15 protein-coding genes are annotated in these 20,707 nt (G+C 70.6%); 11 read left to right on the top strand and 4 right to left on the bottom strand.

Features of this window, described 5'->3' with window-relative positions:
* Positions 1-120: 120 nt before the first annotated feature.
* Positions 121-3,021 (top strand): vitamin B12-dependent ribonucleotide reductase, encoded by a 2,901-nt coding sequence (locus CES90_RS08690; RefSeq protein WP_189780662.1) that lies wholly within the window; start codon positions 121-123, stop codon positions 3,019-3,021.
* A gap of 68 nt (positions 3,022-3,089) precedes the next feature.
* Here CES90_RS08690 and CES90_RS08685 read toward each other — a convergent pair whose 3' ends face one another.
* Positions 3,090-3,680 carry a TerD family protein gene (locus CES90_RS08685; RefSeq protein ID WP_268257006.1) on the bottom strand — a complete coding sequence of 197 codons (591 nt, stop codon included), beginning with the start codon at positions 3,678-3,680 and terminating at the stop codon, positions 3,090-3,092.
* A gap of 98 nt (positions 3,681-3,778) precedes the next feature.
* On the opposite strand from CES90_RS08685, the gene CES90_RS08680 reads away from it, so the two are divergent.
* From CES90_RS08680 to CES90_RS08665, 4 genes are all read left to right on the top strand, one after another.
* Positions 3,779-4,384 carry a YdbC family protein gene (locus CES90_RS08680; protein WP_189780660.1) on the top strand — a complete coding sequence of 202 codons (606 nt, stop codon included), beginning with the start codon at positions 3,779-3,781 and terminating at the stop codon, positions 4,382-4,384.
* A 142-nt stretch (positions 4,385-4,526) separates the two neighbouring features.
* Positions 4,527-5,186, top strand: a complete 660-nt coding sequence (locus tag CES90_RS08675) for a histidine phosphatase family protein (protein ID WP_189780659.1) — start codon at positions 4,527-4,529, stop codon at positions 5,184-5,186.
* Between the two features lie 12 nt (positions 5,187-5,198).
* Positions 5,199-6,101 (top strand): ADP-ribosylglycohydrolase family protein, encoded by a 903-nt coding sequence (locus tag CES90_RS08670; RefSeq protein WP_189780658.1) that lies wholly within the window; start codon positions 5,199-5,201, stop codon positions 6,099-6,101.
* Between the two features lie 425 nt (positions 6,102-6,526).
* Positions 6,527-7,987, top strand: coding sequence for a DUF4153 domain-containing protein (locus CES90_RS08665; RefSeq protein WP_189780723.1), 1,461 nt, complete (start codon positions 6,527-6,529; stop codon positions 7,985-7,987).
* 69 nt (positions 7,988-8,056) lie between these two features.
* On the opposite strand, the gene CES90_RS08660 is transcribed toward CES90_RS08665, so the two are convergent.
* Positions 8,057-9,607 (bottom strand): MFS transporter, encoded by a 1,551-nt coding sequence (locus CES90_RS08660; protein WP_189780657.1) that lies wholly within the window; start codon positions 9,605-9,607, stop codon positions 8,057-8,059.
* Positions 9,608-9,783: 176 nt separating this feature from the next.
* On the opposite strand from CES90_RS08660, the gene CES90_RS08655 reads away from it, so the two are divergent.
* From CES90_RS08655 to CES90_RS08645, 3 genes are all read left to right on the top strand, one after another.
* Positions 9,784-10,407: a TetR/AcrR family transcriptional regulator gene (locus CES90_RS08655; RefSeq protein WP_189780656.1), complete on the top strand. Its 624-nt coding sequence runs from the start codon at positions 9,784-9,786 to the stop codon at positions 10,405-10,407.
* Between the two features lie 82 nt (positions 10,408-10,489).
* A complete protein-coding gene (locus CES90_RS08650) occupies positions 10,490-11,191 on the top strand; it encodes a ribonuclease HII (RefSeq protein ID WP_189780655.1) in 702 nt (233 codons plus the stop codon).
* 68 nt (positions 11,192-11,259) lie between these two features.
* On the top strand, positions 11,260-11,871 hold the full coding sequence (locus CES90_RS08645) for a hypothetical protein (protein WP_189780654.1): 612 nt from the start codon (positions 11,260-11,262) through the stop codon (positions 11,869-11,871).
* 415 nt (positions 11,872-12,286) lie between these two features.
* Here CES90_RS08645 and CES90_RS08640 read toward each other — a convergent pair whose 3' ends face one another.
* Complete coding sequence (locus CES90_RS08640) at positions 12,287-12,913, bottom strand: hypothetical protein (RefSeq protein ID WP_189780653.1); 627 nt, start codon at positions 12,911-12,913, stop codon at positions 12,287-12,289.
* Between the two features lie 256 nt (positions 12,914-13,169).
* Positions 13,170-15,350 carry a RecQ family ATP-dependent DNA helicase gene (locus CES90_RS08635; protein ID WP_189780652.1) on the bottom strand — a complete coding sequence of 727 codons (2,181 nt, stop codon included), beginning with the start codon at positions 15,348-15,350 and terminating at the stop codon, positions 13,170-13,172.
* Positions 15,351-15,483: 133 nt separating this feature from the next.
* On the opposite strand from CES90_RS08635, the gene CES90_RS08630 reads away from it, so the two are divergent.
* From CES90_RS08630 to CES90_RS08620, 3 genes are all read left to right on the top strand, one after another.
* Positions 15,484-17,244: a DUF4192 domain-containing protein gene (locus CES90_RS08630; RefSeq protein ID WP_189780651.1), complete on the top strand. Its 1,761-nt coding sequence runs from the start codon at positions 15,484-15,486 to the stop codon at positions 17,242-17,244.
* 437 nt (positions 17,245-17,681) lie between these two features.
* On the top strand, positions 17,682-19,730 hold the full coding sequence (locus CES90_RS08625; protein WP_189780650.1) for a glycogen debranching N-terminal domain-containing protein: 2,049 nt from the start codon (positions 17,682-17,684) through the stop codon (positions 19,728-19,730).
* 152 nt (positions 19,731-19,882) lie between these two features.
* The gene (locus CES90_RS08620) at positions 19,883-20,641 is read left to right on the top strand and encodes an NUDIX hydrolase (protein ID WP_189780649.1); all 759 of its coding nucleotides are present in this window, start codon (positions 19,883-19,885) and stop codon (positions 20,639-20,641) included.
* The last annotated feature ends 66 nt before the right edge of the window (positions 20,642-20,707 follow it).

The following is a 20,707-nucleotide window of genomic DNA, read 5'->3' as shown; positions in this document are numbered from 1 at the left end:
CGGCGGCGATCCAGACCTGTCGCGGGCGGCTGTGCGAGTCGGCTCGCGACACAAGACAGAACACCGTGTCACGGAACAAAGTGGCACTTCAGGGCGTTTTCGCCCGTACAGGGAGGCGGCATGACAGAGACGGCGAGCGGTCCGGCACGGAGTTCCCGCGCCAAGGGCACCAAGGCGAGCAAGGGCCTGCGCATCGAGCGCATCCACACCACCCCTGGCGTGCACCCGTACGACGAGGTGGAGTGGGCGCGTCGTGACGTCGTCATGACTAACTGGCGCGACGGCTCGGTCAACTTCGAGCAGCGTGGCGTCGAGTTCCCCGAGTTCTGGTCGGTGAACGCGGTCAACATCGTCACCAGCAAGTACTTCCGGGGCGCCGTCGGCACCCCGCAGCGCGAGGTGAGCCTGAAGCAGCTCATCGACCGCATCGTGAAGACGTACCGGAAGGCCGGTGAGGACTACAAGTACTTCGCCTCGCCCGCCGACGCCGAGATCTTCGAGCACGAACTGGCGTACGCCCTCCTGCACCAGATCTTCAGCTTCAACAGCCCTGTCTGGTTCAACGTGGGCACCCCGCAGCCCCAGCAGGTCTCCGCCTGCTTCATCCTGGCCGTCGACGACTCCATGGAGTCGATCCTCGACTGGTACAAGGAAGAGGGCATGATCTTCAAGGGCGGCTCCGGCGCCGGCCTGAACCTCTCCCGCATCCGCTCCTCCAAGGAGCTGCTCTCCTCCGGTGGTAACGCCTCCGGCCCGGTCTCCTTCATGCGCGGCGCCGATGCCTCCGCAGGAACGATCAAGTCGGGCGGCGCCACGCGCCGCGCCGCCAAGATGGTCGTCCTCGACGTGGACCACCCGGACGTCGAGGACTTCATCGAGACCAAGGTGAAGGAAGAGGAGAAGATCCGCGCGCTGCGCGACGCGGGCTTCGACATGGACCTCGGCGGCGACGACATCACGTCCGTCCAGTACCAGAACGCCAACAACTCGGTCCGCGTGAACGACGAGTTCATGACGGCCGTCGAGAACGGCACCGAGTTCGGCCTGCGCGCCCGTATGACCGGTGAGGTCATCGAGAAGGTCGACGCCAAGAAGCTGTTCCGCAAGATGGCCGAGGCCGCGTGGGCCTGCGCCGACCCGGGCATCCAGTACGACGGTGTGATCAACCGCTGGCACACCTGCCCCGAGTCCGGCCGGATCACCGCGTCGAACCCGTGCAGCGAGTACATGCACCTGGACAACACGTCCTGCAACCTCGCCTCGCTGAACCTGATGAAGTTCCTCAAGGACGACGGCAAGGGCAACCAGTCGTTCGAGGTCGAGCGCTTCACCAAGGTCGTCGAGCTCGTCATCACCGCGATGGACATCTCCATCTGCTTCGCGGACTTCCCGACCCAGAAGATCGGCGAGAACACCCGCGCCTTCCGCCAGCTCGGCATCGGCTACGCCAACCTCGGCGCCCTACTGATGGCGACCGGCCACGCGTACGACTCGAACGGCGGCCGCGCCCTCGCCGGTGCCATCACCTCCCTGATGACCGGCACGGCGTACAAGCGCTCCGCCGAGCTGGCCGCGGTCGTCGGCCCTTACGACGGCTACGCCCGCAACGCCGACGCCCACAACCGCGTCATGAAGCAGCACTCCGACGCCAACGGCACGGCCGTCCGCATGGACGACCTGGACACCCCGGTGTGGGCCGCCGCCACCGAGGCCTGGCAGGACGTCCTCCGCCTCGGCGAGAAGAACGGCTTCCGTAACTCGCAGGCGTCCGTGCTCGCCCCGACCGGCACCATCGGCCTCGCGATGTCCTGTGACACCACCGGTGTCGAGCCGGACCTGGCGCTGGTCAAGTTCAAGAAGCTGGTCGGCGGCGGCTCGATGCAGATCGTCAACGGCACGGTCCCGCAGGCCCTGCGCCGCCTGGGCTACCAGGAGGAGCAGATCGAGGCGATCGTCGCCCACATCGCCGATCACGGCAATGTGATCGACGCCCCGGGCCTCAAGCAGGAGCACTACGAGGTCTTCGACTGCGCCATGGGCGAGCGCGCCATTTCCCCGATGGGTCACGTCCGCATGATGGCCGCGATCCAGCCGTGGATCTCCGGCGCCATCTCCAAGACGGTCAACATGCCGGAGACGGCGACCGTCGAGGAGGTCGAGGAGATCTACTTCGAGGCCTGGAAGCTCGGCGTCAAGGCGCTCGCGATCTACCGCGACAACTGCAAGGTCGGTCAGCCGCTCTCCGCGAAGACCAAGGAGTCGGAGAAGGCGGAGATCACCGAGAAGGCCGAGGAGACGATCCGGACCGCGGTCGAGAAGGTCGTCGAGTACCGTCCGGTCCGCAAGCGCCTGCCGAAGGGGCGTCCCGGCATCACCACGTCCTTCACCGTCGGCGGCGCCGAGGGCTACATGATCGCCAACTCTTACCCGGACGACGGCCTGGGCGAGGTCTTCCTGAAGATGTCGAAGCAGGGCTCGACCCTCGCGGGCATGATGGACGCCTTCTCGATCGCCGTCTCGGTGGGTCTGCAGTACGGCGTGCCGCTGGAGACGTACGTCTCCAAGTTCACGAACATGCGGTTCGAGCCGGCCGGTATGACGGACGACCCGGACGTGCGGATGGCCGCGTCGATCGTCGACTACATCTTCCGTCGCCTGGCGCTCGATTTCCTGCCCTTCGAGACGCGTTCCGCGCTCGGCATCCACTCCGCCGAGGAGCGTCAGCGTCACCTGGAGACCGGTTCGTACGAGCCAATCCTCGACGACGTGGAGGTCGACGTCGAGGGTCTGGCCCAGTCGGCGCCCCGGCAGTCCGGCCTGAAGGCCGTCGCCACCCCCAAGACGGAGGACGGGGCGGTCAAGCCCGCCCCGAAGCAGGCCCACACCAGCGCCGAGTTGGTGGAGATGCAGCTGGGTATCCAGGCCGACGCCCCGCTGTGCTTCTCCTGCGGTACGAAGATGCAGCGCGCCGGCTCCTGCTACATCTGCGAGGGCTGCGGCTCGACCAGCGGTTGCAGCTGACGCCTTGAAACACTGAGGGCGGCACGGTCATGGCCGTGCCGCCCTTTGGCGCGGTGGGGGTGTACGGGTCAGGATGCGCGCGGGGCGCCCATGATCTGTGCGAAGGCCGCAGGCTCCTCGTCGTAGCCGTGGAGGCCGGGGCGGAAGGTCCACTCGCCTGAGTCGTCGCGGATGAACTCGGCCACGGTGGCGGCCGTCGACCCGAGGACACCACCGAAGTCGTCCTCCGCCAGGACGGTGTAGCCCTCGCGGATGCGCAGGGCGGGCTTGGTGACGTTGACGAAGGCCCTCTCACCGTTCCGCTGCTGTATGGCGACACCGACGACCACCCGCCCGTACCGGGGGTCGAGGCGGTTCAGCTCCACCGTCATGACCTCGTCCCAACCGAAGCCCTGCCCGGTCTTGCTGTCGCGGTTGAGGGTGATGGTGCCGTCGGGCGAGCGGCTGTCGAAGTGCACGACATAAGCGGGCCTTCCGCTCGGTTCGGCCGCCAGGTAGGTCGCTGCGATGAGGTCGAGATCAGTGGGCGGCTGCCCGGAGGGGCTCGGATCCCACTTCAACGAGATCTCGACCTTGCGGATGCCCTTGTTGAGGCCGTTCAACAGAACTCTCCTCCCCGTCTCTTCAGTACAAGCGGGCCGAACTGCCTCGCGGCCCAGGCCAGTTACCCATCCTTGCACGCGTGCGCGGGCGTTCGCCCCCGTGCGACCGGTCTGAGCGTGACCGGCGCCACGCTCCGTGGCCTTACCATGGCGCGGTGCTGGTCAAGTGGATTCGCTGCACCGTGGTCGACCGCCGCGGTTTCGAGCGGGGGCAGCGAAAGTGGGCGGGGCTTCTGGGGGAGCCGGGTTTCCGTGGACAGGGTGGGGGCTGGAGCCGGGCACGACCCGGTGTGGCACACATCTTCTCCTTCTGGGAGAGCCGGGCCTTCTACGACTCCTTCATGGCGCGTTCCCACGACCGGCTCGCCGCCTCGCAGTCGGGCACCTACAAGGACATGCAGGTCAAGCTCTTCGATCACCGATTCGACGTGAAGACGGGCTTCGAGCCGCGTTTCGCGGACGCCGATCTGGTGCGGGTGGCGCACTGCCGTGTCCACGAGGAGCGGGCCGAGCACTTCGCGCTGATGCAGGAGAAGGTCTGGAACCCCGCGATGGCCGGCTCCCCGGGCATGGTGCGCGGTCTGTTCGGTGAGGCACCCGGTTACGAGTTCGTGATCCTCTCCATGTGGCAGTCGGCTGCCGAGCACGGAAAGTACCGCGTCGAACGCATCGAACGCCTCGCCCTGCGGGCTCAGATCGAAGCGGACGTCGCCGCTCTCGCGGGCGACATCGTGGAGCTGGAACCGAGCTGGACGGTCTGAGGGCGGGCTGAGATTCGAGTCCCGGACAGTTTGATGAACGACCCACCGTCTTGGCGTCCTGATGTGCAGGACATGTGTGACCTACGCCTTATGGAACCCGGACGAGTGCTCGATACGCCCTCGCCCCCTTTAGGGTTTTGGCATGGCACGACCACGGCGCATCGTCCTTGTCCGACACGGGGAGTCAACGGGCAATGTTGATGACACCGTGTACGAACGCGAGCCCGACCATGCCCTGGCGCTCACCGAGCGGGGCTGGCAGCAGGCCGAGGAGACCGGGAAACGGCTGCGCGAGATCTTCGGAAGCGAGCGCGTCAGCGTCTATGTCTCCCCGTATCGCCGGACGCACGAGACGTTCCAGGCCTTTCACCTGAACCCCGAGCAGGTGCGTGTCCGTGAGGAGCCCCGACTGCGCGAGCAGGACTGGGGCAACTGGCAGGACCCCGACGACGTACGACTCCAGAAGTCCTACCGGGACGCTTACGGGCACTTCTTCTACCGCTTCGTGCAGGGCGAGTCCGGCGCCGACGTGTACGACCGGGTCGGTGGCTTCCTGGAGAGCCTGTTCCGTAGTTTCGAGGACCCCGATCATCCGCCGAACGTCCTGCTCGTCACCCATGGCCTCGCCATGCGGCTGTTCTGCATGCGGTGGTTCCACTGGACTGTCGCGGAGTTCGAGTCGCTGTCGAACCCGGGGAACGCGGAGATGCGGATGCTCGTTCTCGGAGATGACGGCCGCTACGCGCTCGACCGGCCGTTCGACCGCTGGCGAGACCCGGAATCGTATGGACCCACCGGTTAGAGTGGCTGTGCGATGACCGCTGACTCCTCTCCCGACGGCCGCCTGGGGCGCGCCCTGGCCAGCCTGCGCGGACTCGCGGTGGGGGACGCGCTGGGCTCGCAGTACTTCGTGCCCGCGAACTATCCGCTGCTCAAGCGCCGCGAGACGCCGCCCGCTCCGTGGCAGTGGACCGACGACACCGAGATGGCCTGCTCCGTCGTGGCCGTCCTCGCGGCCCACCACCGGATCGACCAGGACGAGCTCGCCCGCTCCTTCGCCGTGCACCACGACTTCGACCGGGGCTATGGGCCGGCGGTCAACCGCCTGCTGCGCCTGGTCCGCGAGGGTGGCGACTGGCGTGAGCTGGCCTCCGCGCTCTTCAACGGCCAGGGCTCCTGGGGCAACGGCGCGGCCATGCGGATCGCACCGCTGGGGGCTTGGTACGCGGATGACCCCGAGCAGGCGACGCACCAGGCGGAGATCTCGTCGTACCCCACCCACCAGCACCGTGAGGCCGTCGTCGGCGCCATGGCGGTCGCCGCTGCCGCCGCCTTCGCGGCCGACCCGGCGGGACCGCCGAGCGCCGGCGCGCTCCTCGACGGCGTTATCGCGCTCGTCCCGAAGAGCGCTGTCGGGGCGGGCCTGCGGCGCGCACGGGACATGCTCGACTACGGCGACGCCGACACCGTCGCCGCCGTACTGGGCTGTGGGCGGCGTACGACGGCGCACGACACCGTGCCGTTCGCGCTCTGGTCGGCCGCACGCGCCCTCGGTGACTACGAACCTGCCTTCTGGACGACGGCCCAGGTGGGCGGCGACGTCGACACGACCTGCGCGATCGTTGGGGGAGTGGTCGCATCCGGAAAGGCCGGGACGCCTCCTGAGGCCTGGGTGGAGCAGACCGAAGGGCTGCCGAACTGGTTGTCGGTGGGCTAGCCGACTTGTCGCTGGGCCGGCGGGCCGGAGCGGGACGCGGTTCCCGGATCACAGCTGCCACAATCGCCTCAACTGTCACAGGACTGCCACAGGACTGCCACGGTGCGGTCTTCGGCTGCCGCTACGGGCTTTCTCGCTGCATACCCTGTCCGCCACACCGCGTGTTGATCATGACGAGACGCGGCGACGAGACACCGGCCACCGGCCCTCTGCCGCAGCGGCACGCTGCTTACGGTGGGCGCTGAGGGCCGGTCGGGGGAGGGGGTCCCGTGTCCGAAACACCGTCAACGCCGTCGGCGCCGTCCACGTCCGAGCCCAAGGGGTCGGCATCCGGAGAACGGGCGGCGCAGGAAAAGCGCCGTTCGGTCGCGGCGGGCGGACCGCCGCCCGCGCCGCCCGCATCGCCGGGGGCGACCGGCCTCGGGCTGGAAGAACCGGCGCCGATCCACACCGCGACCCTGTGGGCCGCGTTGGCCGCCGGCGTCCTCAGCATGCTGTTGCTCGGCGAGGGGATGGCGGTCAATCTGCTCGTCGTCGCCGTGCCCGCCACGCTGGCCGCGTACTTCGCCGGACGGCGGGCGGGCCGGCGTCCGCGCCCGTGGGCGCTGGTCTGGGGCGTCGGCGGGCTCGCCCTGCTGCTCGTGCCCGCGCTGCGCGCCGCCGCCTGGCCGTCGTTCCTCGCCGTCATCACCGCGCTGGCGGCGGGCTCGCTCGCGCTGCACGGCGGCCGTACCTGGCCCGCCGTCCTGCTCAGCCCGATCGGTGTGTTCACCTCCGTGGTCACCGGCCCGGTGTGGGCCTGGCAGGGGCTGCGCGAGCGGGTCGGTGGCGACCAGGGCCGCCGCCTGGGACCGCTGCTGCGGGCGCTGGTCGTGGCCGCGGTGCTGCTGTTCGTCTTCGGGGCACTGTTCGCCGGCGCGGACGCGGCCTTCGCGGACCTGCTCGGCGTGCTGGTGCCCGACGTTTCCGTGTCCGACGGGCCCTGGCGGGTCCTGCTCCTCATGGTGGGCCTGTTCGGGACCCTCGCGGCGGCTCGTACGGCGGCCGCGCCGGCCCACTGGGACCGGATCCAGGTACCGGCCGGACGGGCACGCGGCCGCGTCGAGTGGGCACTGCCGCTGATCGGGCTCGTCGCGCTCTTCGCCGTCTTCAACGCCGTCCAGCTCGCCGTGCTCTTCGGTGGCTACGACGCCGTGCTGGAGCAGACCGGCCAGACGTACGCCGAGTACGCGCGCCAGGGCTTCTGGCAGCTGCTCATGGCCACCCTGCTCACCCTGCTGGTCATCGTCGTGGCCCTGCGCTGGGCGCCGCGCACTCGATCGAGTGACCGGACGCTCGTGCGCGGTGTGCTGGGAACTCTGTGCGCGCTGGCGCTCGTTGTCGTGGCATCCGCTGTGCGACGTATGGACATGTATGTGGAGGCCTATGGGCTGACGCGACTGAGGATCTCGGTGCTGGCCGTGGAGCTCTGGCTCGGCCTGGTCATCGTGCTCATCATGGCTGCCGGGGTGTGGGGAGCCCGCTGGCTGCCGCGCGCCGTCGCGGCCGGCGCGGTCGCCGGAGTGCTCGTGTTCGGGTTCGTGTCGCCGGACGGGCTGATCGCCGAGCGCAATGTGCAGCGGTACGAGGACACGGGCCGGTTCGACCTCGAGTACGCCCAGGGGCTGTCCGCCGACGCCGTACCGGCCCTGGACAGACTTGAGGAGCCCCTGCGGTCGTGTGCGCTGCGGGAGATCAAGGCCGATATGGACGAGGCGAACCTCCCTTGGTATGCGACGAGTTGGGGGGACGCCGAAGCTAGGCGCATCCTCGACGAGCGGCCGCTGTCGGAGGGGGCGAGCGCGCTGGAGTGCGGTGAGAGTGAGGCCGATTCGCTGTACCCCTGAGGCCCGCCACGACCGGACCACGCCCTCGCTGTCGGTCTCCGGGCGTGGTTCGGCCGTGGGCGGTGCCTGTCAGCCTCCGGCGGCGGGTCCTGCCGTGCCGGCCAGGGCGTCCAGGTCGCTCTTGCGGACCCTGATCACCAACGCGGCGGTGACCAGAGCGAGCACGGCCATCGCGACGGCGGGGACGAACGCCGTTGAGATGCCCTGGGCGAGTACTTCGTGACTCCAGGGAGCGGGCAGTTGCTGGGTCCTGGCGAACTCGGCCTTCTGTTCCGCCGTGCCCTCCGCCATGAAGAGCTGCACCTGCTTCTCCCCCTCGTCACGGCTGGCCGAGCCGAAGACCGTGGTGAGGATGGACAGACCGAGTGAACCGCCCACCTGCTGCGTGGCGTTGAGCAGGCCGGACGCCGCGCCCGCTTCGTGCGGGGCGACCCCGGAGACGGCGGTCAGGGTGAGGGTCACGAAGTTCAGTCCCATGCCGAAACCGAACACCAGCATGGGGCCGAGCACCCCGCCGACGTACGAGCTGTCGGGGCTGATGAAGGTCTGCCAGGCGAGGCCGAGCGCGACGACCGTCGAACCGACCACCATGAACGGTTTGGGCCCGAGCACCGGCAGGAACCGCTGCGACAGCCCCGCGCCCGTGACGATCGCGACGGTCACCGGAAGGAAGGCCAGACCGGCCTCGATCGGCGTGTACTGCAGCACGTTCTGTACGAACAGCACGATGAAGAAGAACATGCCGAACATCGCCGCGGCCAGGCTCAGCATGATCACGTACGTGCCCGAGCGGTTCCGGTCGGCGAACATCCTCAGCGGGGTGATCGGCTCCTTGGCCCGGGTCTCGATGAAGCCGAAGGCCAGCAGCAGCACCGCCGCGGCCCCGAAGGAACCGATGGTCAGGCCGTCCCGCCAGCCGTCCTCCGCCGCGCGGATGAAGCCGTAGACGAGCGTGGCCATACCGGCAGTCGAGGTCAGCGCGCCCGCGATGTCGAACCGCCCAGGGTGCCGCTCCGACTCGCTGATGTACATCGGCGTGAGCACGGCGATCAGCACCCCGATGGGTACATTGACGAAGAGCACCCACCGCCAGTCGAGCCACTCGGTGAGCATGCCGCCGGCGAGCAGACCGATGGCACCGCCACCGGCGGAGACGGCGGCGAAGACGCCGAAGGCCCGGTTGCGCTCCGGGCCTTCGGGAAACGTCGTGGTGATCAGAGCCAGCGAGGTAGGGGACGCTATCGCGCCTCCGATGCCCTGAAGGGCACGCGCCGCCAGCAGCTGCCACGGCTCCTGGGCGAATCCACCGAGCAGCGAGGCGAGCGTGAAGAGAAGAATTCCGGTCATGAACACGCGGCGGCGGCCGAGGACGTCACCGGCCCGGCCGCCGAGCAGCAGCAGACCGCCGAAGGTCAGCGTGTAGGCACTGACCACCCATGTCAGGTCGGTGGTGCTGAACTTGAGCGCGTCTTGAATGTGCGGGAGTGCGATGTTCACAATCGTCGCGTCGAGTACCACCATGAGTTGGCAGGCCGCGATGACGGTGAGTGCGATGCCGGGGTGCCCCTCCCGGCGGGCTGCTCCCGGCTTCTGATCCTGAATCAACGGAGAGGTCGTCACTATGGGTCCCCCACAAGTGCCTTAGTGAACGCTCGCGTTCACTGACGCGTCCACGGTAGTGAGTCCCCCTTAGTGAACGCAAGCGTTCACCGAAGTCGCCGCCGGGGACGCCTCGCTCGTCCGCTCGTCCGCTCGTCCCACGAACCCACCCCCTCAGGCTCAACGGAGACGCACAGATGGTCACTTCGCGCTGGACGGCCGCTCCTGCCCAGACGGCCTCCCCGCGCCGGCGCGGCGCCGTGCTCGAGCGTGCGATCCTCGACGCCGCGCTGGAGCAGCTCAGTACGGTCGGCTGGAACGGCCTCACCATGGAGGGCGTCGCTGCCGGCGCCCAGACGGGCAAGGCCGCGGTCTACCGCCGCTGGCCGTCCAAGGAGGACCTCGTCGCGGACGCGCTCCAGGCCGGACTTCCGCGTTTCGACGCCGCACCCGACCTGGGAAGCGTGCGCGAGGATCTGCTGGAGCTGTGTCGGCAGGCACGCGAGGCCATGTTCTCGCGTCCCGGGTTCGCGCTGCGCTCAGTCATTCACGAATGCGACACCATCCAAGCCGAGCGCTTCCATGGCCTGATCATCGGGGGGGTCGTGGAGCCGACGGTGAAGCTGCTGCGGGAGATCGTGGAGCGGGGAATTCGGCGAGGTGAGGTACGACCCGACGCGGCCAACGGCTATGTTTTCGATGCGATTCCAGCCATGATGATGTACCGCTCGAAGATGTGCGGAAGCGAATGGAGCGAGGGGGACATGGCGGAGATGATCGACCAGTTGATGGTGCCGCTGCTGCGCCCGCACGGCGCCTGACCCGGTTCCGCGATGGGGCTGAGGTTGCTCCGGGAAACCTGGGTGTCGCAGGGGGACATCGGCGGCGTAGGCTAAGGGCGCCATGCCGTACGAACCACCTACTCACACCGTCGAGCGCTCCCTGCGCGCCACGACCGGAGCGAAGGTCATTGCCGGTGTCGACGAGGTGGGGCGAGGCGCCTGGGCCGGCCCCGTCACCGTCTGCGCGGCGGTCACCGGACTGCGCCGACCGCCCGAGGGCCTCACCGACTCCAAGCTCCTGACGGTCAAGCGGCGCGAGTCGCTCGCCGAGGAACTGCTCAAGTGGGTGACCTCGTACGCCCTCGGTCACGCCTCTCCGGAGGAGATCGACGACCTGGGTATGACGGCCGCGCTGCGGCTCGCCGCCGTACGGGCCCTGGAGGCGCTTCCGGTGCGGCCCGAGGCGGTCATCCTGGACGGCAAGCACGACTATGTCGGAGCGCCCTGGCGGGTCCGTACGGTGATCAAGGGCGACCAGTCCTGCGTCGCCGTCGCGGCGGCTTCGGTGATCGCCAAGGTTCAGCGCGACAAAATGATGGCCGAACTGGGTATCGACCATGCAGACTTCGGTTTTGCGGCCAACGCCGGGTATCCGTCGCCCGTGCACAAGGCCGCGCTGGCGGAGCGGGGTCCGACCCCGTACCACCGGTTGTCGTGGGCGTATCTTGATGCGCTGCCCCAGTGGCGGCACCTCAAGAAGGTCCGCAACTGGGCGGACGGAAGCGTTCCGGAGATCGAGGGTCAGCTGGGCTTCGATTTCTGACGGATTCGTTCGCGCTCATGTGCCACCCGCCGACGCGAGTCGCACCGGCGTTTGATAAACATCAGCTCATGCCTCTCATTCCCGAGGAGCCTCAGATTCACGAGAGTGCCCAGGGTCCGCGTGCCACTCCGGCCAGCGGCCGCGTCGCGCCGACCCCCCGTCCCGTACCCGGTCCCCGTCCCGCGGCTCCGCCGCGTCCCGGCCGCCCGGGTCCTGCCCGGCCGGTGCCGGCCCAGCGCGCGTCGCACACAGCGGCCAAGCCCGGGCCGTCCGCTCCGGCCGCCACTCCGCAGATCCAGCTGATCCCGGCCTCGGCCGAGGGGGCGCTGGATGCCGCCGAGGAAGCCGTCGACCTGCTGCTGGAGTCGGGGCGTGCCCCCGGCGACGTGCTGGTGATCACCACCGGCGAGTCGCATCCGTGGGCCGCCCACGAGCTGTCCTTCGGCGAAGCCGCCTACTGGGCGCAGCACGACGCCGGCGACGACGTCTTCTACGCCGATGCCTCCGCCGTCGGTCGGGCCGCACCGCGTCCCGTCGTCGTGGTCGCCGTCAACGGCGGCACCGACTCCGACTCCGTCACCGCGCAGGCGCTGCCGCAGGCACTCGGCCGGGCTCACGCCCTGCTGATCGTCTGCGGCGACCCGGAGACGATCAACTCCGTGCTGGGCGCAGGAGTCTGAGCGACTGCGGACCTCCTCCCGGTCGGCCCGCCAGGGCTCACCGGGCAGCCGCGCGTGCCCGGATGACGATCAGGGCGCCATTTCGGCCACACCCCGCGACGGGGCGCTTCGGCGTGCCTGCGGGGTGTTTCGGCGTGCCCGGGGTCTTTTCCGCGGGAGTGCCCGGGGCGGCGAGGAGTGGGGAGCATGGCTGGTTGAGGCGCGTGTGGCGCGGTCTGTGACGGCGGCTGCGCGGTGCGGCACGGCTTGGTGGGTGGTGTTGGAGCGGTCCCGCCGTTGTGCGGCGTCGGCTTGTGGCGGCGCAGGCGCCCTGGGGAGGCGGGGCTTCGAGGTCTGGGCCTGGGTGTGCCGTGGGCCTGGAGCGGGCAGGGTCAGGGTCCTGCCGCCACCGCTCCCGGCAGCGCGGTTGTGCCGCTCAGCGCGCCGCCACCCGCCGGAGTACATCGGACGCGGCGCCGCCGGTGCGTGGTATCGGCGGCGGTGCCACCGCCGTGGCGAACGGTTCGGCGGGTGAGTCGGCGTGGGGGCGGCGTCCGCCGCGGCCCTCGCCGAGGACCTGCCAGCCGTCACGCGTCAGGGTGATGTACGCCCCGCAGCGCAGTCCGTGCAGGGTGCAGGCGTCCCGCAGGCCCCACATCCACGCTCCGTCCTCCTCCGTCCAACGCGCGTCGCCCTCACGGCAGTAGAGCAGCACGGCCGTACGTACCGGGGTGCGGCGGCGCAGGTCGTGGGGGATGACCCGGCGCAACTGGGCCAGCAGGGCGTTGCGGAACATCCACCCGTCGGCCGGGGCCGTGCGCCGGGTGAACGAGGCACTCGCCCTCAGCCGTTCGTCCGGGTCCAGAACGGCGATGACCGCGGTCGCGGGCCGGGGCTGGTGCCGTGCGTGCAGCCCGCTGACGACCTCCCGGGGATTGCGCAGCAGCGGAATCCCGGCGGCGGCCCATTCCGCGGGCTCGAGCAACCGGTTGGCGGAAGCGGCGGACAGGTCGGCAGACGTCGACATGGAGGCCGCCGAGGACGGAGCGAATCCGAAGGTCACGATCCTCCCTTCGGCTACGCGCCCACACTGCGGGCGGGGGTCGGACTTGGGGGAGCGCACGCCGCAGCAGAAGCCCTACCGATTCACGGGTGAGCCGTGCGGGGAGCGGACTTCAATTCTTCCTGCCGAACTTGGTTGCGGCAACGAGCAATTGGGGCCACTGGCGGTTTTGTGGTGATCCACCGCTTATATCCCTGCTCATAGGGCTCGACGGCAACGATCGAGCGGCAGGGGCCCACTTCGGCGTACGCCTCGTTCAAGCCCGCACGGCGAGAACCAGCGGCAACACCCCCTGCGCCCCCGCACGCCGGAGCACGCGCGCGGCGACCGCGAGCGTCCAGCCTGTCTCGGTCACGTCGTCCACCAGGAGTACGGGGCCGACCGTCTCCTTGAGCGCCACGGCCAGTTCGGGCGGCACGGTCAGCGCCCCGTCCAGTGCCTTGAGCCGTTGTGCGCTGTTGCTGCGGGTGACCTGGGAGACCGCACCGGTGTACGCCACGGATCCCAGCAGCGGCAGACGACCGATCTCGGCGATCCGCGCGCCGAGGGTGCCGATCAGGTGCGGCCGGGAGCGCGAGGCCATGGTGACGACACCGACCGGGCGCGGCTGGGCGTCGGTGCTCCCGGAGGCCCAGCCTCCCGGGCCCTTCGCCCAGTCGGCCAGCACGCCGACAACTGCCTTCGCCACATCGTCCGGGACGGGCCCGTCGGGGGCCTGGGGCGCGAGCATCGGCCGCAGCCGGTTGCCCCAGCCGATGTCCGAGAGGCGGCCCAGTGCACGCCCTGGCGCGGCCTGCTCACCGGCCGGAATACGCCCCTTCAGGTTGACGCCGACCGCCGGCAGCCCTGTCGGCCACATCTTGCGCGGCTCGACCTCGACACCCGCCCGTCCCAGCTCGCCGCGCGCCGCGTTCAGCGCCGCCGGGGAGACGGAGTCCGGGAAGCGGGGCTTCGCGCAGGTGTCACAGCGACCGCACGGGGCGGCCTCCTCGTCGTCCAGCTGCCGCCGCAGGAACTCCATACGGCAGCCCGTCGTCGTGACGTAGTCACGCATCGCCTGCTGCTCGGCCGCGCGCTGCTTGGCTACCCAGGCGTAGCGCTCGGTGTCGTACGCCCAGGGGACGCCGGTGGATACCCAGCCTCCCTTGACGCGCCGCACGGCGCCGTCCACGTCGAGGACCTTCAGCATCGTCTCCAGCCGGGACCGGCGCAGCTCCACCAGCGGCTCGAGGGCGGGCAACGACAGCGGCCGTTCCGCGTGGGCGAGGACATCCAGGGTGCGGCGTACCTGCTCCTCCGGAGGGAAGGCGACGGAAGCGAAGTACTCCCAGATCGCTTGGTCCTCCTTGCCCGGCAGGAGCAGCACTTCGGCGTGCTCGACCCCACGGCCCGCGCGGCCCACCTGCTGGTAGTAGGCGATCGGGGAGGACGGCGAGCCGAGGTGCACCACGAAGCCCAGGTCGGGCTTGTCGAAGCCCATGCCCAACGCCGAGGTCGCGACCAGGGCCTTGACCCGGTTGGCCAGCAGATCCTCCTCGGCCTGCTGACGGTCCGCGTTCTCCGTCTTCCCCGTGTACGACGTCACGGTGTGCCCGCACTGGCGCAGGAACGTGGTGACCTCCTCGGCGGCGGCCACCGTGAGGGTGTAGATGATCCCGGAGCCCTGCAGCTCGTGAAGGTGGTCGGCGAGCCAGGCCATCCGATGGGCGGCGTCCGGCAGTTCGAGCACCCCGAGGCTCAGGCTCTCCCGGTCCAGCGGGCCGCGCAGGACCAGCGCGTCGGTGCCGCCGCCGGTACCCAGTTGCTCGGCCACGTCGGCCGTCACGCGCGCGTTGGCCGTCGCGGTCGTGGCCAGCACGGGGACGCCGTGCGGGAGGTCGGCCAGCATGGTGCGCAGCCTTCGGTAGTCCGGGCGGAAGTCATGACCCCAGTCCGAGATGCAGTGCGCCTCGTCGACCACGAGCAGGCCGGTCGCGGCCGCCAGCTCGGGCAGGACCTGATCGCGGAAGTCCGGGTTGTTGAGCCGCTCAGGGCTTACGAGGAGCACGTCGACCGCCCCTGCGGTGACCTCTTGGCGAATCGTGTCCCACTCCTCCGTGTTCGAGGAGTTGATGGTTCGAGCGTGGATTCCGGCACGGGCGGCAGCCTCCACCTGGTTGCGCATGAGCGCGAGGAGCGGGGAGACGATGACGGTGGGGCCGGCGCCCCGCTCGCGCAACAGTGCGGTCGCGACGAAATACACCGCCGACTTGCCCCAGCCCGTGCGCTGCACCACCAGGGCTCTGCGCTTGTCGGCGACCAGCGCCTCGACGGCGCGCCACTGGTCCTCGCGCAGCCGTGCGGCACCCGCCGGTGCGCCGACGAGGCGGGCGAGCACGGCATCGGCGGCCGTACGCACATCTTGGCGGGCAGTGGAGGGCAGGTCTTCGTCGCTCATGGCCCCATGCAACCCGATGCCTCGGACATCGCGCGAACGGGCACGGCGAACTGTGGACAGCTTCTGACGTGATCATGGTCGGACTTATCCACAGGCAAAAGCGGAACTTCAAGATCCGCGAGATGGTCGCCGCATGACGAATCACAGCGAAGCGGCCGGGACCTCCGGCAACGGTGACATCAGCGGGCAGAACAGCTGCGGTGGGCGCGGAGAGAGCCCCGCGTACGAGAGTCGCGACAGGCACTCTCGTCCAAGGCAGGGACACTCCGGGTCCGGACAGCCGTCTGGACACTCCGTGTCCGGTACGCATGCCCCGCCCCTGGGACTCGATGAGTCCAAGGTGTACGCGGCACACGGTGCCGCCGCCGGTCCCTGCGGAGAACAGCAGGTCACGCTCCGCACGCCGGCCGAACTGGCCGACGCCCTGCCCTACCTGCTCGGCTATCACCCCGAGGACAGCGTCGTCCTGGTCGCGCTGCACGACCGCGACACGCGCGGACGGTTCGGTGGGCGGGCACGGCTGGGCATCCCGGCCCAGACGGATGACTGGCCGTCCGTCGCCCAGCAGCTGGCCCACGGACTGGTGACCGGAAGCGAGCGCCGGGGCGCCAAGCCGGAGAGCATGGTCGCCTTCCTCTGCCAGGACCCGGCGAACGGTGAGTCGGCGCGCGACGTGATGGAACGCCTGCGACCACTCGCACAGCTCCTGCGCAGGGCCTGCGGCGTCCTCGACGTTCCGGTGGTGGAGGCCCTGTGCCTCTCCGACGGCCGCTTCTGGTCGTACTGCTGCCCGGGCAACGGATGTTGCTCGCCCGAAGGTGAGTCGATGGGGCTGCCGGGCACCTCGGTGCTGGCCGCCGCCGCGACCTACGCGGGCCTTCAGGTGCGCGGCACCCTGAAGGAACTGCGGGGACGGCTGATGCCGTGGGAAACCGCTGCCGCGCTGCAGCAGGAGGCCGCGCTCGACATCGCTCAGTCCTCCCTCGTGCCGCGCATCCTGGACGCGGAGAGCCGTGCGGAGGTGGCCGAGGAGACGCTTGCGCTGGCCCGGCGCATGATGGAGCGTCTCGCGGACAACCCGATCGTGTCCGGCGCACTCGACGCGGACCTTCGTGACGACGAACTCATCGGGCACGACGATGCCGCCACCCTCATCCTCGGACTCCAGGACCGCGCGACCCGGGATCGCGCCGCCGAGTGGATGGAAGGTGAGGAAGCCAGGCCGGCCCTCCGTCTCTGGCGCGCTCTGTCCCGTCGGTGCGTCGGCCCCTACGGAGAGCACGCCGCGGCCCCGCTCACACTGGTCGGCTGGGTCGCCTGGTCCTCCGGCGACGAACTGGAGGCCCGCGAAGCCCTGGCCATGGCCCTCGCCGCCGACCCCGACTACCTCTTCGCCCGCCTCCTGCACCAGGCCTGCAACGAGGGTCTCGACCCGGAATCGATCCGCCGCTGTCTGCGCGCGGAACGCAGGGGACGCGACCTGGCGAGGGCAGCCGAGGGCGCCGATGCCGACAGCGAAACGAGCCGCGTCGTCCGGTGCGCCGACGCCGAGGACGATTCGAGCCGCGTAGAGGGCGACCCGAGCCACGCTGCTGCCTGGTGCGCGGATACCGAGGGCGAAACGAGCCCTGCCACTCCGTCCGACGATGCGGAAAGCCTCTCGGACGGGCCGTGCGACACCGGCTCCCGACGCCGACGCAGGGCACGCTCAGAAGGGGGCTCCCATGCCCGAGCCCCCCGGCGTTCACCCGGCACGGCCCCGACCCGTCGTTCTCGTCCCGCCGACGCCGGCTCACCCGCCGGGCGGCGGCCGGGGCGTGCGGCGGACGGCGCGAGCGGTCGAGCACGGGTCCGCCGCAGTGGCGGACAACAAGGCACGGAGGGGGACACGTGAGTGCGCCGACGTGGTCCGGGACCCACACCGCCGAGCAACCCCCGAGCGCACCGCCGCGCGGCTCCACGGCCACCCGCGCGACTCCGTCGCGCCGACATTCGGTCGCTTTCCCGAAAAGCACGAAGATGAGGCGTGACCCGGAGTGGAGCCGCTCCGTTCACCTGTGTGGCGGTACCCATGGCTTGCCCTCGCGGCCATGTCATCCCGTCTTTCTCTTGCCCCCCACCTGGTGCCGAGCGCATCCCACGCGCGCCGAACGCAGAAGAAGCCGCCCCATGCCCCGGTCCTCCATGCCCGACGCCTACGACGACGTCCCGTCCCTCCGCACGCCAACCCAGCCCTCCGCCCGTGCGCGGGATGAGGACAGCTGTAGCGCTTCGCGTAAGGACATCCGCAGCCCCTCGCCCCGTGCCACGGCCTCGCGTTTGGGCGCCTCGATGTCTGCCCTGCCCGGCACGGGCAACCTGCCGGCGCAACCCCTCACAGGCGCGGGAAGCCCGGCAACCCCCCAGGCACCGCCGCCCGCCCCGCGGCGCCCCACGGAGCTGCCGCCGGCCCACACCGCGCTGATCTGCGTCGCACTGCCGGGCCTTGCGATCTCCACCGAACAGGGCCAGCTGACCGGGAGCGGGATGGAGGGCTTCTACCGCGCAGGGCGGCGTGTGCTCGCCCGCTGTCAGGTTCGAGTGGCGGGCCGGGAGCCGCTCGCCGTGCAGGCACGGATGGTCACGGCCGACCGGGCTCGGTTCATGGGCACGCTGCGCATCTCCGCCGACGCAGGGCCGGACCCGGACGTCGTGGTGGAGCGCACGCGTTACGCGGACGGCACCGAGCGGATCACCCTGCACAGCACCGCCCGCCGCTCGCTGCGCCTGCCCGTCGAGGTGTCCCTGGGCACGGACCTCGCGGAACTGGGCGCCGTCGCCTCCGGCAGCGCCGGGCCGGAACTGCCCGCCAGCGTCCACGACTCCGGCCTGCGCTGGTCCTGCGCCACCGGGCATTCGACCGTCACCGCCAACCCCCCGCCCTCCGATGCCCTGGCTTCCGCGGGACTGCTGCGCTGGGAGTTGGAACTCCCGCCCGGCGGCACCCGGAGCGTGGAACTGCGTGTACGGCCGGACGGCGCGGGACCCATCAGACCGGTGAGCCGGGGCGCCACCAGCCCTCTCGCCCAGACAGAGGCCGCAGGGGACGACCCCGGGGTCCGGGCGCTGTTGCACACCTGCCTGGAGGACCTGGAAGCCCTGCTGCTGCGCGACCCCGCGAACCCGTCCGACACCCACCTCGCGGCCGGAGCACCCTGGCGCTGCGGCATGGCCCCGGCCGACGCGCTGATCGCCGCCCGGATGACCCTGCCGCTCGGCACCCGGCTCGCCGCGGGCACCCTGCGTACCCTGGCCCGCGCCCAACTCGAGGGCCCGGAGACCCGGTCCGGAATGATCCCCGGCCCACGGCGGGACGCGGGCCCTCATCTGCCGCCGGTCTGCACCGGCACCGAGGCGACGCTCCTGTTCCCCGTGCTCCTCGCGGAGGCCCGGCGCTGGGGGCTTCCCGAGCAGGAGACCGAGGAACTGCTGCCCGCAGCCGAGCGCTGCCTGCGGTGGCTGCGGGCCGCCGTCGGAGACGGGATGTACCTGCCCGACCCGCGCCCCGGCGGGCCCTTGCGCTGCGAGACCCAGGCGTATGCCCACCGGGCCGCGCTGTTGGGCGCCGACCTCCTCGACACGTACGGACGGCCCGGCGGGACGGAGCTGAGGGAGTGGGCGAGAGAGCTGCGGACCCGGTTCCGGGCGGACTTCTGGCTCGAGGACCGGGGTGGTGGCAGACCCGCGGCTGCCCGTAAGCCCGGCGGGCGTCTCGTGCCGCACCTGGGCGCAGGCACCGCCCACCTCCTCGACACGGGGCTGCTCGGCGCGGGTGACCAGGCCCCCGGCCTGCTCGACAAGGTGCAGACCGAGCAACTCGCGCGGCTGCTCGGCGGACCCGCCATGGACTCGGGATGGGGGCTGCGGACGCTGGGCGTGAAGGAGGCGGCGTACAACCCGTTCGGCCATCGCAGCGGCGCCGTGCGCGTGCAGGAGACGGCGATCGCGGTCTCGGGGCTGGCCGCCGCGGGTTACGAGAAGGAGGCGAGCTCGCTGCTGCGGGGAGTGCTGGCGGCGGCCGAGAGCTTCGGCCACCGGCTGCCGGAGATGTACGCGGGGGAGCAGCGGATGGCAGGTGGTGCTCCGCTGCCCCATCCCGCGGCCTGCAGACCGGCCGCGACGGCGGCCGCCTCGGGCGTGCTTCTGCTCACCACCCTCGTCGGAATCCGTCCCGACGCCCCGGCCGGCACGGTGACGCTGCGCCCGGTGCGCAGTGCGCCGCTGGGGGAGATCGGCCTGACGGGACTGCGGGTGGCGGGTTCCCCCTTCGCCATACGCGTCAGCAGACTGGGGCTCGCCATGGTCGAGGAGGCGGCTGACGGCCTGCAGTTGGGAGTGTGAACCGGCGTGACGTGTGATCGGACGATCACGGGTACCGACATCTGGTGACCGGCGACAAGATCATGAGCCCCGTATCCGACAGAAGTGGATCAAGTGGTGAAGCGATCGGCGAAGGGAGCGTTTATCGTCAGGCAGACGACTATGATCGCGGCATGCCCTACGACCCGTCGGCCTACCCGCCCTTCGCTGTCACCGTGGACCTGGTCGTGCTGACCGTCCGCCGCCACGCGCTCTGCGCGCTGACGGTACGGCGGGGCGAACAGCCGTTCCAGGGGCGGTGGGCGTTGCCCGGCGGCTTCGTACGGGCTGACGAGGACCTGGCGCAGGCCGCGGCGCGGGAGCTGTCCGAGGAGACCGGGCTGACCGCCCACGACCCGTCCGCCCCCGCTCAGGACAACGGCGCTCACCTGGAGCAGCTGGCGACCTACGGTGACCCGAAGCGCGACCCGCGGATGAGGGTCGTCAGCGTCGCCCACCTCGCGCTCGCCCCCGACCTGCCTGCGCCGCGTCCCGGTGGCGACGCCAACAGCGCACGCTGGGCCCCCGTGGAGGAGTTGCTGGCACAGGGGGGCTACGGACGGGACGGTGAACCGGTGGCGCCGCTGGCCTTCGACCACGCGCAGATCCTCGCGGACGGCGTGGAGCGCGCCCGCTCCAAGATCGAGTACTCGTCGTTGGCGACGGCCTTCTGCCCGCCGGAGTTCACCGTCGGCGAGCTGCGCCGCGTCTACGAGGCGGTGTGGGGCGTGGCGCTGGACCCGCGCAACTTCCACCGCAAGGTGACGGGCACCCCCGGCTTCCTGGTGCCCACCGGCGGCACCACCACGCGGCAGGGCGGCCGCCCTGCCCAGCTCTTCCGCGCCGGCGGCGCCACTCTGCTCAACCCGCCGATGCTGCGCCCCGAGGTCTGACGCCGCAGAGTCGGCACGCGCGGTGGACATGAATCCGAGTCGTACGCCGACCGCGACCCGATGCCG

The sequence above is a fragment of the Streptomyces capitiformicae genome (assembly GCF_002214185.1).
In the GTDB taxonomy this organism is placed as follows: domain Bacteria; phylum Actinomycetota; class Actinomycetes; order Streptomycetales; family Streptomycetaceae; genus Streptomyces; species Streptomyces capitiformicae.
This window is presented reverse-complemented; position numbering and strand designations above follow the sequence as displayed.

Coding starts and splice junctions, on each gene's coding strand:
- CES90_RS08690 (WP_189780662.1), top strand. CDS start 121: ATGACAGAGACGGCGAGCGGTCCGGCACGGAGTTCCCGCGCCAAGGGC.
- CES90_RS08675 (WP_189780659.1), top strand. CDS start 4,527: ATGGCACGACCACGGCGCATCGTCCTTGTCCGACACGGGGAGTCAACG.
- CES90_RS08670 (WP_189780658.1), top strand. CDS start 5,199: ATGACCGCTGACTCCTCTCCCGACGGCCGCCTGGGGCGCGCCCTGGCC.
- CES90_RS08655 (WP_189780656.1), top strand. CDS start 9,784: ATGGTCACTTCGCGCTGGACGGCCGCTCCTGCCCAGACGGCCTCCCCG.
- CES90_RS08650 (WP_189780655.1), top strand. CDS start 10,490: ATGCCGTACGAACCACCTACTCACACCGTCGAGCGCTCCCTGCGCGCC.
- CES90_RS08645 (WP_189780654.1), top strand. CDS start 11,260: ATGCCTCTCATTCCCGAGGAGCCTCAGATTCACGAGAGTGCCCAGGGT.
- CES90_RS08635 (WP_189780652.1), bottom strand. CDS start 15,350: ATGAGCGACGAAGACCTGCCCTCCACTGCCCGCCAAGATGTGCGTACG.
- CES90_RS08630 (WP_189780651.1), top strand. CDS start 15,484: ATGACGAATCACAGCGAAGCGGCCGGGACCTCCGGCAACGGTGACATC.
- CES90_RS08625 (WP_189780650.1), top strand. CDS start 17,682: ATGTCTGCCCTGCCCGGCACGGGCAACCTGCCGGCGCAACCCCTCACA.
- CES90_RS08620 (WP_189780649.1), top strand. CDS start 19,883: ATGCCCTACGACCCGTCGGCCTACCCGCCCTTCGCTGTCACCGTGGAC.